Annotated in this window: 16 protein-coding genes; 3 read left to right on the forward strand and 13 right to left on the reverse strand. The window is 48.1% G+C overall.

Annotated elements, in window-relative coordinates; translation table 11 throughout:
* Window positions 1-191: 191 nt before the first annotated feature.
* The 6 genes from L0M14_RS19740 to L0M14_RS31605 form a co-directional block, all read right to left on the reverse strand.
* Window positions 192-704 (reverse strand): adenine phosphoribosyltransferase, encoded by a 513-nt coding sequence (locus L0M14_RS19740; protein ID WP_235118311.1) that lies wholly within the window; start codon window positions 702-704, stop codon window positions 192-194.
* A complete protein-coding gene (gene recJ / locus L0M14_RS19745; RefSeq protein ID WP_235118312.1) occupies window positions 701-3,154 on the reverse strand; it encodes a single-stranded-DNA-specific exonuclease RecJ in 2,454 nt (817 codons plus the stop codon). The genes L0M14_RS19740 and recJ overlap by 4 nt, the downstream gene beginning before the upstream one ends.
* Before the next feature lie 62 nt (window positions 3,155-3,216).
* Window positions 3,217-4,170: a cation diffusion facilitator family transporter gene (locus L0M14_RS19750; RefSeq protein WP_235118313.1), complete on the reverse strand. Its 954-nt coding sequence runs from the start codon at window positions 4,168-4,170 to the stop codon at window positions 3,217-3,219.
* A 141-nt stretch (window positions 4,171-4,311) separates the two neighbouring features.
* Window positions 4,312-5,235 (reverse strand): protein translocase subunit SecF, encoded by a 924-nt coding sequence (gene secF, locus L0M14_RS19755; RefSeq protein ID WP_235118314.1) that lies wholly within the window; start codon window positions 5,233-5,235, stop codon window positions 4,312-4,314.
* Complete coding sequence (secD, locus tag L0M14_RS19760; RefSeq protein ID WP_235122970.1) at window positions 5,225-6,457, reverse strand: protein translocase subunit SecD; 1,233 nt, start codon at window positions 6,455-6,457, stop codon at window positions 5,225-5,227. Before secD ends, secF begins: the two co-directional genes overlap by 11 nt.
* A gap of 122 nt (window positions 6,458-6,579) precedes the next feature.
* On the reverse strand, window positions 6,580-6,996 hold the full coding sequence (locus L0M14_RS31605) for a post-transcriptional regulator (RefSeq protein ID WP_311198744.1): 417 nt from the start codon (window positions 6,994-6,996) through the stop codon (window positions 6,580-6,582).
* 149 nt (window positions 6,997-7,145) lie between these two features.
* Between L0M14_RS31605 and spoVB the strand changes: the two genes are divergently transcribed.
* The gene (spoVB, locus tag L0M14_RS19770; RefSeq protein WP_235122972.1) at window positions 7,146-8,711 is read left to right on the forward strand and encodes a stage V sporulation protein B; all 1,566 of its coding nucleotides are present in this window, start codon (window positions 7,146-7,148) and stop codon (window positions 8,709-8,711) included.
* A 5-nt stretch (window positions 8,712-8,716) separates the two neighbouring features.
* Here spoVB and L0M14_RS19775 read toward each other — a convergent pair whose 3' ends face one another.
* Entirely contained in the window at window positions 8,717-9,397 is a 681-nt protein-coding gene (locus L0M14_RS19775) for a DUF421 domain-containing protein (RefSeq protein ID WP_235118315.1), read from the reverse strand.
* Window positions 9,398-9,526: 129 nt separating this feature from the next.
* The gene (locus tag L0M14_RS19780) at window positions 9,527-10,864 is read right to left on the reverse strand and encodes an SLC13 family permease (protein WP_235118316.1); all 1,338 of its coding nucleotides are present in this window, start codon (window positions 10,862-10,864) and stop codon (window positions 9,527-9,529) included.
* A 97-nt stretch (window positions 10,865-10,961) separates the two neighbouring features.
* Here L0M14_RS19780 and L0M14_RS19785 point away from each other — a divergent pair, with 97 nt between their 5' ends.
* Window positions 10,962-11,351: a TIGR04086 family membrane protein gene (locus L0M14_RS19785; RefSeq protein ID WP_235118317.1), complete on the forward strand. Its 390-nt coding sequence runs from the start codon at window positions 10,962-10,964 to the stop codon at window positions 11,349-11,351.
* Window positions 11,352-11,652: 301 nt separating this feature from the next.
* Window positions 11,653-12,279, forward strand: coding sequence for a phosphatase PAP2 family protein (locus L0M14_RS19790; RefSeq protein WP_235118318.1), 627 nt, complete (start codon window positions 11,653-11,655; stop codon window positions 12,277-12,279).
* A gap of 71 nt (window positions 12,280-12,350) precedes the next feature.
* Here L0M14_RS19790 and yajC read toward each other — a convergent pair whose 3' ends face one another.
* Genes yajC through L0M14_RS19815 form a run of 5 tightly spaced genes read right to left on the reverse strand, consistent with a single transcriptional unit; the run spans window position 12,351 to window position 17,184 of the window.
* Complete coding sequence (gene yajC / locus L0M14_RS19795) at window positions 12,351-12,668, reverse strand: preprotein translocase subunit YajC (protein ID WP_405030795.1); 318 nt, start codon at window positions 12,666-12,668, stop codon at window positions 12,351-12,353.
* A 15-nt stretch (window positions 12,669-12,683) separates the two neighbouring features.
* Window positions 12,684-13,820, reverse strand: a complete 1,137-nt coding sequence (gene tgt / locus L0M14_RS19800; protein ID WP_235118319.1) for a tRNA guanosine(34) transglycosylase Tgt — start codon at window positions 13,818-13,820, stop codon at window positions 12,684-12,686.
* Window positions 13,821-13,854: 34 nt separating this feature from the next.
* Window positions 13,855-14,937 carry a tRNA preQ1(34) S-adenosylmethionine ribosyltransferase-isomerase QueA gene (queA, locus tag L0M14_RS19805; protein ID WP_235118320.1) on the reverse strand — a complete coding sequence of 361 codons (1,083 nt, stop codon included), beginning with the start codon at window positions 14,935-14,937 and terminating at the stop codon, window positions 13,855-13,857.
* A 10-nt stretch (window positions 14,938-14,947) separates the two neighbouring features.
* Window positions 14,948-16,558 carry a SpoIID/LytB domain-containing protein gene (locus tag L0M14_RS19810; RefSeq protein ID WP_235118321.1) on the reverse strand — a complete coding sequence of 537 codons (1,611 nt, stop codon included), beginning with the start codon at window positions 16,556-16,558 and terminating at the stop codon, window positions 14,948-14,950.
* On the reverse strand, window positions 16,486-17,184 hold the full coding sequence (locus tag L0M14_RS19815) for an SPOR domain-containing protein (protein ID WP_235118322.1): 699 nt from the start codon (window positions 17,182-17,184) through the stop codon (window positions 16,486-16,488). The genes L0M14_RS19810 and L0M14_RS19815 overlap by 73 nt, the downstream gene beginning before the upstream one ends.
* Window positions 17,185-17,410 lie beyond the last annotated feature (226 nt).

Genomic DNA, 17,410 nt, shown 5'->3' on the forward strand with positions numbered 1-17,410 from the left:
TGCTTGTATAAAGGATTTGGAATAATTACGTCGATGAATTCACAGATCATGATGTCTATCATATGAATCAGATTTTAGAATGTATTGTTACATAATTGATTTTATACACATCCTATCTGCGAATGAAATGTAAAAAGCACGTAAATTATTGCTTGGGCAATAATTTACGTGCTTTTTTCAAGTGATGCCACCTAGTACTGGATTAAAGAAACAACATCAATGCCATCAAGTTTATCTCTGCCATCAAGATACGAAAGCTCAATCAGGAATGCGGCACCAACAATTTCTCCGCCCAGCTGCTTGATCAGGTTGATCGACGTTTGAATCGTGCCGCCTGTAGCGAGCAAGTCGTCTGCGATTAATACCTTTTGTCCCGGTTTAATGGCATCGCTGTGCATAGCCAATTTATCTTTACCATATTCCAGAGCGTAGTCAGCTTCGATGGTTTCACCAGGCAGCTTGCCGCTTTTGCGTATCGGTACGAATCCTACCCCAAGTGAATAAGCAAGCGGAGCGCCAATAACGAAGCCTCTCGCTTCAGGTCCAGCAATCAGATCAATTTCCTTCTCCTGTACCATTTGCTTCAACTGATCAATAGCTTCCTTATACACAGAACCGCTCTGAAGAAGCGTTGTGATATCCTTAAAACGAATACCAGGCTGTGGAAAATCGTGAATAACACGTACATAATCTTTAAAATTCATATTATCTCCTCCAATACTTGTGGATGCTGCTGTATATGCTGCACGACCCATGCTTCCAGCTCTTTCGCTGAGGTGTACATGACGATCGTTTCGACCTCTTGGCGATGTAATTTATCTTGGTATAGCTTCGATGTAGCCAAATCTCGTTTAGCCGGCGCAGGCTGCGGTTTAATGACGCCGTCCGTCTGGGATACAAAGCATAGCTCCTCAAATACGGAAAAGATGAACCCGATCATCGATGGGGAGAGCCCTGTTCGTCTACTGAGTGACTGCAGGAACCGGTCATCCTTCATGTTAAACGAACCATGCTTTTGCAAGGTACCGTACATGAGCTTGAACATATCTCGCGTTGGCATAGCCCCTTGATGCATCTGTCTCAGCTCCGTAAATACTGCGAAGCATCTCATCATGCTATTACACTGCGACAAGAGTTCCTTCAAGTCATTCAGGCTGCCAGGTACGGAGTAGAGCACAATATCCTGCATACCGGATAATTGCAATCCCTTCGCTTGCGCATTTCCTGCTTGAATCTGTCCTGTCCGCTTTACAATCCAATAAGGCAAGTCAAGCTCCAATTGAAAAGGCAATTTTGCAAAAACCTCTTCGTCCGCATCATCAAATAAAATGATGGCCGGCCGTTGTCCAGCGCCCCCGCTTCGCACGCCGCTCTCCAGTGCCTGGAGCAAGGAAGCGAGTTTTGCCGCCATTTGCTGGCCCCCACGCCAATCGAACAGCTGAACATGCCGCACGCGAAGGTCCTGCAGCATAATTTGCGGTTTACGAACGCCGTTCCATTCATTAATGGACAGTTCTCCGAGCACATCTAGTTTGGATGTCGGTGAGATCAGATGGCTTAAGCTGCCCTTTCCAAACGCTACTGCTTCTACGGAGCAGCTAGTCTCTGCAACCGCTTGTGACAGTCCCAGCTTCAAATGCTGCTTCTCCTTGCCCATGGTACGGATATCGCTAAGCTCCAGGTCCGAGAATACGAAGCGCGGAGCCGGATTACCCATTCCGAAAGGCGCAAGTCTGCTGAGCTGCTCGATGCTTGCTATGGGTACATCTGCCAAACTGCATTCACTATCGGCATGTAGCATCGGAATAAAATCTTGTTCAGTCAACCATTCCTCAGCCAGTTGATTTAGCATAGCTGTGAACTCGGGAAGATGTGCACGGTCCAGACTCATTCCGGCCGCCGCCTGATGGCCTCCGTAATGGTCCAGCCACTGCTTACAGGCCGTAAGCGCCTTATACATGTCGAACCCTGCAATGGAACGAGCAGAACCTTTGGCTATGCCTGTATGAGGATCAATACTAAGCACTAACGTCGGTCGGTAGTGTTTTTCCACAATCTTGGAAGCGACGATACCCACAACGCCCACATTCCATTCTTCCTTGGCCACGACGATAACTTTATCATGTCCCTTGCTTCGCTGCTCTTCCGCCATCACAATTGCTTCAGAAGCCATCTCCTCCACAATACGCTGACGCTCCTTATTAAGCAAGTCCAGCTCCAAAGCAATTTGCTCGGCTTCTTGCTCATCTTCTGTAGTCAGAAGCTTAACCGCATCGTCAGCGCATTCCAGCCTTCCGCTGGCATTAATCCGCGGAGCCAAGGAGAAGCCTATGTGAGTAGCTGTGACTTCCTTACGCTCCACTCCTGCAACGCTCAGTAAAGCGCGAATGCCGGCATAATCGGAAGCTTGCATCCGCTCAAGGCCCCATTTTACGATGAGTCTATTCTCGTCCGTTAGCGGCATGAGATCCGCCACCGTACCGATTGCAGCAAAGTCCAGCAATTCTTCCGGCAACCTGCCGAGAAGTGCATGAGCGAGTTTAAACGCGACGCCGACTCCAGCCAGATGCTTGTAAGGATATGGGCATCCGGGTTTCTTCGGATTGATGACAGCCAGCGCATCGGGAAGCACCTCAGGCGGCTCGTGATGATCCGTAACGATCACGTCCATGCCGAGCTCTTGGATGTACTGCACTTCACCCGCAGCACTTATCCCTGTATCTACCGTAATAAATAGGTCTACTCCATCCGCTTTGGCCGATTCAATGGCACCGCGGTTTAAGCCGTAACCTTCCTTCACTCTATGTGGAATATAAGTATCGAAGCGTGCTCCTAACCCCCGTAGTAAGTGCACCATCAGGGAGGTGCTGCTTACTCCATCCGCATCGTAATCTCCATATACACGTATCTTGTGGTTGCGTGCAAGTGCTTGTTGGATTCGTTCGACAGCCGCCCGCATTCCGTCCAGCAGAAAGGGATCGTGAAACAAATCCTTGCCGCCATTCATGAATTGCTCTGCCTCTGGAACTGTGCGCAGACCACGGAGTACAAGCAGCTTGGCGACGAGCGGTTCTATATGTAAATCACGGACGAACATCTCTATTAAGGATTCTTCCGCATGGCTAATACTCCATCTTGCCTTTGGCGTCAGCATTGCAGATCCCCCTGGAGTTTTGCCACAGGCAAAACTGTGATCAATTTTAAATCTTAAAAATGCTAGTGAATAACGGATGGATAAGCTCCCGCCTCTTCATCCATGTTGTTTTTATAAGGATATCCCGGATCGTATGGGTTAACATGAACAAAAACGTCCGACACATGAGTAAACTTCTTCATCAACTGCTGTTTCACGCTTTTGGCGATGTCGTGTCCCTCGAGCACGCTTATTCTCGGATTGACACTAATCTTGGTATCCACAATGACATAGTGACCATGCTCTCTGGCGCGCAAATCATCTACCGAAATGACACCTTTGATACTTTGTACAAATTCAATTAATTCCGAAGCATCTTCATGATGCAGCACATGGTCCATTGTGGCATGCGCCGCTTCCTTAACCAGATTGTATCCCATTCGAATTACCAGCAAGGCAACAAAAATACCGGCCAGTGGGTCCAGTTCATACAGGAGAGGCCAACCGGCATATTCTCCCAATACGGCTCCCAAAACGCCTATGAGGGCTGCAATAGAAGAGTATACATCAGAGCGGTGCTCCCATGCATTGGTAATTAATGCCTGCGATTTCAGCTTTTTGCCCAGTCGATATTTATACTGAAACATCGCTTCTTTCACAATCAGAGATAGTGCAATCGCTACTAAAGCGTAAGCTTTCGGCGGAGCTTCCGCTCCGTGCCACAACGTCTTTATAGACGAAATACCGATCTGAATACCTACAAGTAATAAAATAACAGCTACAACAATGGATGCAATGGATTCCGCTTTGCCATGTCCATATGGATGATCTTCATCGGGAGGCAGTCCTGCGACTCGCAGCCCGATTAATACAGCAATGGATCCTGCTACGTCAGAAGCGGAATGAGCCGCATCCGCCAGTAAAGCCTTACTGTTGGACATAAATCCGATAATCCCTTTTACAAGTGCCAGCAGCAAATTTCCGGCTATTCCTACCCACGCCGCAAACTCAGCCTTCTCGAATCGCTTGTCACTCAATACGAAGCACTCCCTCGGTAATAAAATCTATCCTCCCATACTGAAAGCAGCAGCCTATCAAGAAAGTATCCGTCCATGATCAAGGCAATAGACGGATACAAAGGCCGCGCATAAGTTCACGCGGCCCATTTATTAAGGTTATTACGCTGCAGCTTTCTTTTTAGAACTGAGAGAATTTCTTTTGAACATATACCACAAGGCGCAAGCGATGAAAATCGATGAATAGGCACCGCTCGTTAAACCGATAAGTTTAGCAAGTGCAAACAGTTTGATGGATTCGCTACCGAATATATACAAGCTGCCTGCTGCAACTAGAACAACCAAAACCGTATTGATATTACGTGCCATGGTCTGCCAGATACTATCATTCACAAGCGCCACCAAATCTTCATCCGTTTTCAGCTTGGCGAAGCGCAGGTTCTCACGGATCCGGTCAAAGATAACGATTTTATCGTTAATCGAATAACCGATCGTGGTAAGCACAGCCGCCAGAAATGGAAGATTGACTTCAAGACGGAAGATAGCAAATACGGCGATAACCATAAACGCATCGTGCAAAATGGCGATAATTGCGGCAAGCGCGAAGCGCCACTCAAATCGGATACTGACATATAAGCAGATCAGTACGCTTGCAATACCGACCGCGTAGCCTGCTTTGATCAGCAGCTCCTTGGCAAGCTGTGGATCGACCGTGTTGACCTCTTTGGAAACCTCGCCGCCGTATGCGGCAGCAAAGGCGCTCTGAATTTTATTAATAGCGTCATCATTCAGCACTTCGTCGAAACGGATGGAAACCCTGTCGTTATTAGTGCCGCCAATGGTTGGATCTGCATAACGGGATGTAACCTGACCGCTGGAACTCAGCTGGCTCATGATTTCATCCACTTTCGCTTTGTCCAGCGTCTTGCCGACTACCAAGTCGATATTCGTACCAGCTTTAAAGTCTACGCCGAAGTTCATACCGGAAACCAATAGAAACACCAAGCCTGTTGCAAGAATTAGAAGAGAAAGTGTAAAAAACCTTTTCCGGTTTTTTACAAAGTCAAATTGTTTCTTAGAGTTCACGGATGTCAGCCTCCTTCACGCCAAAGTAGCTTGGCTTCTTGAGCATGTTGCCTCTAATGATCAGATGCAACAGCCATCTGGAGAGGATAACGTTCGTTAAGATACTGATAATGATACTGATCATGGTAATCACAGCGAAGCCGCGGATCGCACCGTTACCCACGTAGTAAAGCACAATACCAGCAATCAGGTTCGTTACGTTAGCGTCCATAATGGTTCTGAAGGAATGTTTGGAACCAGCCTTCAGCGAGGACATGATACTCTTACCGGAACGGATCTCTTCCCGAATTCTCTCGTATGTAATAATGTTGGCGTCAACTGCCATACCGGCCCCTAGCACTAACGCCGCAATACCAGGCAGTGTGAGCGTTGCGTTCATGAAGTCAAATACTGCGAGCAGTACCCATACGTACGTAATGAGTGTGAAAGCAGCGACCAAACCTGGAACGCGATAATAAATTACCATGAATAAGAAAATTAACACAGATGCAATCAAACCGGCAAAAGCAGTTTCGTGTAGTGACGCTGTACCTAATGTTGCGTCAACACGCTGAATATACTTCTCGTTCAGCTTTAAGGGCATGGCGCCCAGGTTAATCAGTTTGGCAACCTTAGTCGCTTCCGTTACGCTTGACTGATTAATGATAGCCGCATCACTGTCAATCGGATAAGGCACGGAAGCTGTCGATTGCAGTTCATCATCCAAATAAATGGAGAGGGTGCTGCCTGTCAGCTTGGTTGTTACATCTTTAAATTTCGCTCTGTCCTTCAGCTTGATTTCTACAATCGGTTGTTTCGTGTTCGGATCATAGCTGAGCTTCGCGGCATTTTCCACAAAGTCCGTACCATTCAAATAAACGGTGCCATCCGGACCTCTGAATGTGAGAACAGCCGGTTTTGACATCAACGACCGAACTTCATCCTCGTTCTTAACACCGGCAAGGCGTACGCGAATGCGGTCTTCACCTTCAGGGTATACCTCCGGCTCAGCGACACCAAGACTGTCCGCGCGCTTAGCAAGGCTTTCCGCCGCTTGAGAAAGCGTTTCCTTCGTTAAAGGCTGACCTGTGCTTAAAGGCTCGGCTGTATACAAAATCTCAAAGCCGCCCTTTAAATCTAGTCCAAGCTTGATTCGACTTACTAATGACGGACTCGTTGCGGCGATGGCGCCGAGAACGATGACTACCGTCAAAAAGAAGATCGAGATTCTTTTCCAATCCAGCATCTCTTGCTTGTCTCCCTTCCATACTCAATATTCCTATTATACTCAGGTGCGAAAATCGAGTCAATTTACGTCATTTTGTGTAATATGCTCCAAAACGCGCAAAAAAATAAGCCCGTTTTTTACAATTGGGCCCCTTTAAACGCGCTTAGTGTCATCCAGTTCATAAATTGGGTCGATTTCAGCGACAGAATATCGTTAACAATCTGGTGCAGCGGAGGGACGCCTGTTTTCCTATATTTATCCGAAACACAGTCCCAAATCTCTTTACCGCTTACATGCTCATAGCCCAGCATTTTGAATTCCTCCACTTTGCTGAGGCACAAGCTTTCAATAACCTCATTTAATTCATAGTCGGACATGGCCGGTTCTTCATTCTCGCCCACCTGATCGTCCGAGGCTTCCCGATTCTCCATAGGGGCCGATTCATGTGAATCCGAAAGAAAGTTCTCTGCTTGCTCTTCCGGTTTTGCCTCTTCAGCGGCATGTACCGAACTATCCCATTGCTCTTCCGTGCGGTTATCTTCGTGTTCGTCCATGAGTCTTTCCTCCCCTCTGCTCCTCATATTCGATAGTCACCCTGCTTTTTCCTGCACTCCATACAGACATGTCCAAAATTGTTAGCATGAGCTTGGCCGAAACCTGCATATTCATAAGGTATCAAAGGACGGAAGAAGGTATGGGAGCATTGACCAAGCAGTCGTTTATCAAAGGAACAATGATCCTGCTAGCCGCAGGAATTTTAAATCGGTTACTTGGATTTATTCCCCGCATTACGCTGCCGCGGGTCATTGGCGCCGAAGGGGTCGGATTGTATCAAATGGGGTGGCCCTTTCTGGTCGTAATCCTGACTATCGTAACAGGGGGAATTCCCGTTGCCATCTCCAAACTGATTGCCGAGGCGGAAGCGGAACGCAATGAGGCACGTGTCAGAAGCATTCTGCGCATTTCCCTGCTGCTTACGACGGGGCTTAGCATCATTTTTACGATAGTCTGCCTGGCAGGAGCCGCATGGATCACGAATCACTTGCTCACAGATTCCCGCGTGTATTACACGTTCCTGTGCATGAGCCCCATGATTCCCATTATCGGGTTGTCTTCGGTGTATCGCGCTTATTTTCAAGGCAGACAGAACATGATACCGACAGCGACCTCGCAAATTACAGAAACGGTAGTTCGGATTATCATGGTTCTGATCTGCTCGTATCTCATGCTTCCCTACGGAATCGAATATGCAGCAGCCGGAGCAATGATAGGTGTATTCGCAGGTGAAATTGGAGGACTAGTCGTACTTGTCCTGCATTTCAAAAGAAATAAAGCACAAACCACTTACATAGCGAACGTACAGATCGGCACGAAGAAAACAAGCGGACGACTGTCCAACCTGAAGCGGATCCTCCGCATATCTGTTCCAGTTACAGGCAGTAAACTAATCGGTGCATGCTCGTACTTGTTTGAATCCATTCTCATCGCTCAAAGTCTTGCTATCGCCGGAGTGACGACCGCGCTGGCTACTGCCCAATACGGAGCTTTACAAGGAATGATTATTCCGATAATTCTGCTTCCAAGCGCACTCACCATGTCGCTATCGGTATCGTTGATCCCTTCCTTGAGCGAGGCAGCAGCTCGCAAGGATATGCAAACCATTCATTCCAGACTGCATCAATCCTTGCGGCTGGCATTAGTAACCGGTGCTCCCTTTGCTGTGCTGATGTTCGTCTTGGCCGAGCCTATCTGCACGTATATGTACAATCAGCCTGATGTTGGTATCATGCTGAAAATGATGGCTCCCATCGCCATTTTCATTTACTTCCAAGCTCCTTTGCAATCAACGCTGCAGGCTCTAAATAAACCAGGAGCGGCGCTTGTCAATACGCTAATCGGATCTGCCGTCAAGCTAGTACTTATTTACATACTGGCCAGTAAGCCTGAACTAGGGATCAAAGGTGCAATATTCGCCATAAACATCAACATTGTGCTTGTTACGATTTTGCATTGGAACAGTGTGGTACGTCTTTTGAAATTTCGTATGCAAGGAAGTGACTTCGCCAAAATCATTGCCGCCATGGCCATATCCGGAATAAGCAGCTATGTGGTTATGCATACAACCTGGTCGGAAGCCGATTGGCTTCGCTTCACTGCTTCGTGCTTGATCGGGGTTGTCATGTACATCATTCTAATCATCATGATGAGACTAGTGAATCAGGGGGACTTGCTGAAAATTATGCGGCTTGGTAAAAAATTCATACGATAATGAAATTATCGTTTACGATCAACAAAGAATCGGCCTCTGTGATCAATGGAGCAATAAAAAATTTCCTTAAAATCATTGCAGCCTTTTTCTTGAAGCTGGTTTTTAAGCCAAAACCGGGTCTTCCCTATCTTTTCTAAATTCTCATCCTGCACTTTTCCATCCATAATTAAAGGTAGAGGAAGTCCCTCATAACGAATCGTGCCCTTAAGCCCGCTGTCAGCGGTGTCTGAAACTCTTCTTTCTTTTTCCACCACACTTAACTTACCCGACGGTTCAAGGACGGCAAATTCCACATCCGCAACGTTCATAACCCGATTCTGCCTGAGCTGCTGCATGAGATCATCCAGATTATAGCGCTGCTTTCTCATCTCTTCACGATTGATGGAGCCGTTCTCAATAAGCACACTGGGCTTCCCGTCAAATAATACCCGGATTGGTCGGCTTTTCAAGGTAATATACGCGATGGCCACTTGAATCAACACCAATGTAGCCATAGGAACTATACCGTCCATCAAAGGCTTATTGGCGTCCTCCAATACAAATACCGCGATCTCTGCAATCATAATGGAAATGACCAGATCGAATAAGGATAGCTTCCCGATCTCCCGCTTTCCCATAATGCGCAGCATCAGAAACACAACAAAATAGATCAGCACCGTGCGAAAAAAAATGGTCAGAATATCCATTGGTTGAGCCTCCCTGATCTAAAGGTGCAGCTTCCTTCTTGGAAGCTCTAGCTTGTTCTCGGAGTTCAATGGTATTCTGACCTCTCACGTACTTCATCATGCAAATTTTAGTTCATCAATTGTTGGCAATTACGTGATAACGATACGAATATAGCAAGCAGCGACAATGAATAGCACGACGCTAACGGGAAGCGCAAATTTCAAATAATCCCTCTGACTAAACCCGCTTTGCCCCTGCATCGCAAGCCCTCCGGCCAGCATACCGGCTGTAGATCCAAGCAGTGTCGCACCGCCTCCGACCGCACCGCCGATCATAAGCGACCACCATAATGAAGTCGCAGGCCCCATCTCCGAAATCTTGGCGAGTTCCGCAATATCATGAATGGTAGGCACCATAGCCACTGCAAATGGAACATGGTCGATCATGGCGGAGCCAACACCTGTTATCCCAACCAAGATGATCGATAAGAAAGGAATGCTGCCTTGGCTAAGCTCCATCGATTTAACCGCCAATAAACCGGTAACGCCCGCATAAACCAGCCCGCCTGTCATCACGAATAGTCCAAAAAAGTATAAAAATTGCGACTCCAGTATTCCTTGAAGGGCAAGGCGGTAATCTCTGGTTCGAACCGTTGTAAGGATCCATGAATAGTTAAGGAGGATGAATGCCGCGGCACCTGCAAGAGCGATATAAGCCCCCCGCCACCCCAGAACTCCCTGAAGCATTTCCGCGATCAAAAACAGCAGTAGGATCAAACTGCCCCCTATCACTTGCAACCGGTCCCCAAGCAATTCAGCAGGTTGAATGGCAAGCACTTCTCTCCGATTTGCTTCGGGAACCACTAACGACCTGCCATAGATCATCCATAAGGCTGCATATACAATAACCAGCAGGAGTGCCATCAGCGGTCCTAAGGTCCGCAGCATCTGCCAGAAGGTAAATCCGGCCGCCTCTCCCACGAATCGATTGGTTACACTGCCTATTGCCGTAGACGCTCCTCCCAGATTGGCTGAGAGTACAATGGACAGCATGAAGGGAACCGGCGATAGCTTCAAGAGCTTCGCCGTATTCAGCATGATCGGCACAATAATCAAGATCATAACCACACTGTCTACAAATGCCGAACCTATCGCGGTAAGCATCGACACGCCAAACAAAATAGTCAGCGGTTTTATTCTATTCTTCCTTATAAGCGCTGCTGCAAGATAAGACATCATGCCGGTTCTTTGAAATCCGATCGCTATGATAAATAGACTCGTCATCCAAATCAAAGTATCCCACCTGGCAAAGGAAGCCATGGCTAGATGAAACGGAACGGCCCCAATTATCAGCATCAATATAGCCCCGCCAAGCGCTATGTAAGAACGATTCCATCTTTCCGTAATAATCCCGATATAAGCAGCCCCGTATATCAATACGGCAGCTATCGCTTGCCAGCCTACAGGACCCTGCGAATAATCATTCAAATCCTCACTTCCTCCCTAATAGTATGTACTAATTCTATGTGCTTGGCCATACAATGATGTTAACAAAACCTCGAATATGTTGAAAGGAATGATGGTTATGAACCCAATGAGAAGTGTAAGTCAGGTTCGAATTACGTCTCCTTTGTTATCCGGGCTCGTGTATGCGCTCATCATGATGACGATCGGCACCATCGTGACATCCCTTTTTCTACTGCTCACCAGCACACAGGAGAGCTCCTTGCATACGCTCACAATGATTATTCATGGCGTATCTTTATTCATCGGCGGCTGGGTGGCGGGTAAGAGAGCCGGCAGCCGAGGCTGGTATTACGGCGGAATGCTGGGCATCCTATACTTCCTGCTTATCTTCCTAGTCGGCTTTTTGGCATTCGACGCAGGTCTCAACCTACAGTCACTCCAGCTTCTTGGAATCTTGTTCGTCTCCGGAGCGCTCGGCGGTATGCTTGGCGTCAATACTCGCAAATAAGAGACATGCTTGAAAGTATCCTATTCCCCTCTGATTGTGGTATAATGTCTTCGTTCTAGCCGTAATAATTTCCATATTTAGGGGGAAACACCATGAGTCCGTTTCAGTCTATGACCCATGCTACGGTCTATATTGTCCTGACAGTCTTTCTTTTCTTGACCGTCTCGACACGTAGAAATCCGTTCATCATAGCCGGAACCTTTGTACAGGAGATCTTTACTTCCCGCAAATTTTTGTTACACTGTGTCGCCTTAGTGACCATACTTTTTTTAATAAAGTTGAATTATGGGTAGAAAAAAGCATGGATTACCGCGCGGATTTCACCAAATCCATATATCGGATCGAAGGGGATTTTGTCGCTACCATCCAGCATCTATTTCAAAACGATGTGCTTACTTATATCAGCAGCTATTTCTATGTCGTTGTCTTTCCATCCGTGATGATTGCGTCCATCGGGATTTACACGTTTCAAAAAAACTACAAGCTCTTTTTCGCCATCTGTTACGCACTTATGATCAATTACATGATTGCTATCCCTTTCTACCTGTTCTTCCCAGTCAATGAAGTTTGGTACTTTCATCCAAATGTCGATCTGCTCATTACCCACGTTTTTCCTACGTTTGAGCAGGATTATCGTCCGCTGTCGGGCCTTGACAACTGCTTTCCAAGCCTGCATACCTCCATCAGCGTATCCATGGCTATTATCGCATTCAAGAACCGCAGCACCTTTTGGAAATATTTCGTTCCCTGCTCCTCTGCTTTCATTATCTTCTCGATCTTTTACCTAGGCATCCATTGGCTCTCCGACATGAGCGCAGGCGTTCTGCTTGGGGTATTCGCCGCAAGGCTGGCACTTCGACTCAGCGAAGGAAGAATGGTGCTTGGCGAACGCGCTCTGCTGCAAAGATGGAAGAAAAACGAAATGTGACCTATGAGCGGATACGGACAAAAAGACCATAGAAAAAGCGAGAGCCTGATAAAGGATCTCGCTTTTTTGATTTATTCCTTTGCTGCCGCGCTAGATGCAACAGCGTTGATCGCGGAACGGTCGAACGTCATTTTGGTAGCGTCGTTGACACGAAGCACGCAGATGTCGTCCGTAATTTCCATGATCGTTCCATGGAGCCCGCCGATGGTAACAACCTTGTCCCCTTTTTTCAAAGAGCCCAGCATCATATTACGGGTTTTTTGACGCTTTTGCTGTGGACGGATTAATAAGAAATAAAGCACGACAAACATCAGCACGAGCGGCCCATATGTATACAAATATCCCATTGGCCCGGCATCTGCCGCAGCCGTATCAGCTAACAAGAACATAGGAGTCCTCCTTTCTTAAAATCCTCTTTCATTATCATTCAGCCCATAGGATTCGAAGAAGGCATCGCGGAAATCAAGCAAACGGTCTTCCATGATTGCCTGTCTTACGTCTCGCATCAGCTGTAATAGAAAGTGAAGGTTATGATAAGTTGTGAGTCGAATGCCAAATGTCTCGTCTGCTTTAATCAAATGACGGATGTACGCCCTGCTGTAGTTCGAGCATGTATAGCAGGAACAATTCGGATCGAGCGGCCCGAAATCCTCCGCATACTTGGCGTTTCGGATCACGAGTCTGCCGGAGCTTGTCATGCAAGTCCCATTGCGGGCAATCCGTGTCGGAAGCACGCAATCAAACATATCGATGCCGCGGATCGCGCCTTCAATTAATGCATCCGGTGAGCCAACGCCCATCAAGTAACGCGGCTTATTGGCAGGCATCAGCGGTGTCGTGTACTCCAGCACTTCATACATCAAATGCTTGGGCTCACCTACACTTAATCCCCCAATAGCATACCCCGGGAAATCCATGGAAGTCAACTGCTCCGCGCTTTGCCGGCGCAGGTCCTCATGCATGCCGCCCTGAATGATCGCAAACAATGCTTGATCTTGTGGTCTTGCATGAGCCTGAAGGCAGCGTTCCGCCCAACGAGTCGTACGTTCAAGCGAATTCTTGATGTACGCATACTCCGCCGGGTAAGGCGGACATTCATCAAAAGCCATCATAATGTCCGAGCCGAGCGCATTCTGAATTTCCATGGCTTTCTCAGGAGATAGAAACAGCTTGTCTCCGCTTAGATGAGATTTGAACTGCACGCCCTCCTCGGTAATTTTGCGATTATCACTCAAGCTGAACACCTGAAATCCGCCGCTGTCCGTCAGGATCGGCCTGTCCCAATTCATGAACTTGTGAAGCCCTCCGGCCGCTTTTACCAGTTCATGACCCGGACGCAGAAACAGATGGTACGTATTACTCAAAATAATATGCGCGTCCATCGCTTTTAATTCTTCGGGACTCATCGTTTTCACAGTCGCTTGCGTTCCGACCGGCATGAAGGCAGGCGTTTCGATGACGCCATGAGGGGTATGTACCCTCCCGAGTCTGGCTCCCGATTGCTTACATGTCTTTATATGCTCGTATGTCACAGCTGCCAATAGATCCACTTCCTATTCTCATATCAACTTTCTTTTAATAAATAAACATCGCGTCGCCGAAGCTGAAGAACCGGTACTCCAAACGTACGGCTTCCTCATATGCCTTCAAGATATGATCTCGTCCAGCCAATGCGCTGATCAGCATCAGCAGCGTGGATTTCGGCAGATGAAAATTCGTAAGCAGGGCATCTACCGCTTGGAACGTATAACCCGGGTAGATGAAAATACTGGTCCATCCGCTAGCCGGCTTCATGATCCAGGCTCCATCAGACGATTCAGATTCTTTCCGACTTGACTGCGCCACGGTTTCAAGAGTTCTAGCCGAGGTTGTCCCGATGGCCACCACACGTTTGCCGTTTGCTTTCGTTTCATTAATGAGGTCTGCAGTCTCGGCCGACAATTCATAGTATTCCGCATGCATTTGATGTTCTTCAATGTTATCAACGGATACTGGACGGAACGTGCCGAGTCCAACATGTAGCGTTACAAACGCGATCCGCACTCCTTTTTGCCGCAGCAGCTCCAGATAATCTTCCGTAAAATGGAGACCGGCTGTAGGTGCAGCCGCTGAGCCTTCATGCTTGGCATAAACCGTCTGATAACGCTCCTTCTCGGGAAGCTGCTCCTTGATATACGGAGGCAGCGGCATTTGTCCAAGCTGGTCCAAGATCTCATTAAAGATGCCCCTGTACTGAAACTTCAGGATTCTTGCTCCCATGTCCCCTTCTTCCAACACTTCAGCCGACAAAATTGGCTCTCCAGCAGATCCTGCATCCACATCCGTACCGAAATCAAGAATCGTTCCGGTCTTCACTCTCTTACCGGGCTTGACAAGTGCTTCCCATCGGTCATCCCCGAGAGATTTGAGCAGCAGCAGCTCCGCCTTCGCGCCCGTATCCCGCTTCACACCAAAAAGCCGGGCTGGAATGACTCGCGTATCATTCATCACGAGTAAATCCCCGGCTTCCAAATAATCCGCCAACTGTTCAAATGTGCCATGCTGAATATCACCGGTTGCTTTGTTTAAAGTGAGCAGCCTGGACGCCGTCCGGTTAGCAAGCGGCGTCTGGGCGATTAATGATTCAGGCAGTTCAAAATCAAATTCTTGTACTTCCATAATGTCGCATTCATTCCTTAGTTATGGTGACTCCAGTGTAATACGTTTGGAGTATTTTCTTATAATCATAGCCTTGCTCCGCAAATCCTTTAGCTCCCCATTGAGACATACCTAGACCATGTCCAAAGCCAGTGCCACGAAACACGATCTGCTGCTTCCCGCTCAAAGTAACGGAGGATGAAGCTGATGATGGCTGCGGGGTCGACCCGGCGGCGGTTTGCGTGCCTCCGCTCTGAGAGAGCGGCTTCGCTTGGCCCGTTGCTCCCACAGCGACAAGATCAGATGCCTTCACGGCCGTCGGCGTCGATTGAGAACCTGACAGCACATACATTTGATCACCCGCTGAGGCTGTCTCAGAGGCCCCTGCAATCGCTGCACCAGCCGGTGCATCAGAAGCTCCGTCCGCTGGACTCGCAGTATTACCAGTATAACTTCCCGCTTGTTCAATTTCAAACAGGGTACTCGGTAAACCGCCAAAAAGGGAACGTATTGCATCGGGATACTCGACCTCAATCACTTGACCGTTAGCCTTCATCTCTACAACTCGACCCGAAGGCCCTCGCTTCGAGACTTCAAGTGACTGGAGCGGACCGTTAATGGCAATTCCAGCTGCGGACAACTTGCTTTTTAGCGTATCGGCATCATAAGGTCCTCTTATCCAAGAATACGCGTTGGATTCCATTTCTTCATCGAGAACCGTAACTTTTTGCTTGAGAGCAAGCTGGTCGATGGCGGGGTTAGCGTTATTATCCACATAAGGCGCTAGCCTGATATTAACATTTTCATCGGTTGATTCGAAGATCGGCTGACCCTGCGCATTCTTCTGTCCGGTATCCTTCAAGTACAACGAATGAACATATCCCGTGCGGCCGTCCGCCAGTTGGATCCTATACCACTTCGCTTTCCCTGCTTCCGCTCCTTGGTCCGGACTGTAAACGCTTCGCAGGTAGGATGCCGGGTTGTCCCAGACCTCGGACGGGTCGGCGGTCTTGCCTCCAGCATTGGATGAGAAGACCGGCATAATCAAGCCGTCTTTGTTCAAGATGACTTCATCCTTGGTCGCATCAACAGCTTGAATGGCGGCAGGAAATTCACTTTGCAGCCCGTAGTATGCTTGATCGATGGTCGAATCGGATACCTGGGCAATCTCATATTTCAACCCTTGTTTAATCGCATAGGTACGTGCTGCGACTGCCTGTGCCTTAAGCGCCTCCGCCGGCCAGCTCGAATTTAATTCAGAACCGACCACCGAGTACAAATACTGCTCCGTCGGCAGCACATTGATGAGCGTGAGTTTATCATGATAAGCGCTTAGCTCCAAGTCCCCTCTATAATTGCGGTTTGATCTTTCCTTCACTGTGATTCCTTGCTGTTTGGGATGGATTCGTGTTGTTTGACCGCTCACCCCAGCTGCGAAGTGAATGACACCGTCTGTTCCTGTCGTTGAAGCGGTCACATCCAACCGTTTCAACAAATATGGCTTGTTGGTATCAGCCGTCTGGAGCGGAATGCCAGGCGCTGCTTTCACCGCTTTTTGCTTCAGTACAGTCAACTGTTCCACCGCTGCCTCGCTTCCCAGCCAGACGCTGTATTGAAGCTTGCCTGCTGCATCCTCCTGCAACGCAATATCCGCTGCGATACCGGCAAGAGCATACACGGACGCTTGCGCGAGCGCAGCGGCCTCCGTTGGATAGATCCCCGCTGTAAGATGCAGGGGCCGGTCAGATCAGGTGCTGCAGCTTGGGCAGCAGCAGCCACGACAGGATCTTTCAGCGCTTGCAGCTTCGCTGATTCTGCTTCCTGCGGCGTTGGATACCCGCCAAGGTATAGCTGAAATACAATTTTTCCTTGCTTCGACCTGCTGAGTATGTACGAATCCAGTTTCATGGATTGCAGCTTTGCATTCAACGCAGATGCAGCACTAAAATCGGTACTTTCCAACATTTTGACATTATATTGGTCCAAAGATGCGCGGACTACCGCAGTACCAGGAACAGTCACCCAGGTGTGCACGGCACCTTCCTCTTGGACACCGACTTCCAAGCCTGCAGCAGATGACATAGTCACTACTGGCTCCTGAGAATTGAATTTGGCTGAACTCATAAACAGCGCTACACGAATGGTATCCAGATGCATACTCTCCTGGGCATATGCCCTGTTCTGAACAGCCGGAACGGCTCCCGCTAGTATAACAGCGGCTGCCAAAGCCGCAATTTTAGATGTATGGAATGGTTTTTCCCGTTTCATTCGACAACGAATCCTCTCATTCGATCCTATTCTAGTAAATTAGACTCTATGATAGATTAGAAGTTTTGTAAACAACAAAAATAACTCCCGCCGTATGAGAAGCGGGAGTTTGTTCATTGATCAAGTAATGTGCATGACGACGAGCTAAGCAAGCTGTTCCGATGCTCCCTAATATTCTCATTGAGCAGAGTTTAAGTCTTAGTTGTAAGCTTTCGCTCACTTGAAG

This window comes from Paenibacillus hexagrammi, from assembly GCF_021513275.1.
GTDB classification, from domain to species: Bacteria; Bacillota; Bacilli; order Paenibacillales; family NBRC-103111; genus Paenibacillus_E; species Paenibacillus_E hexagrammi.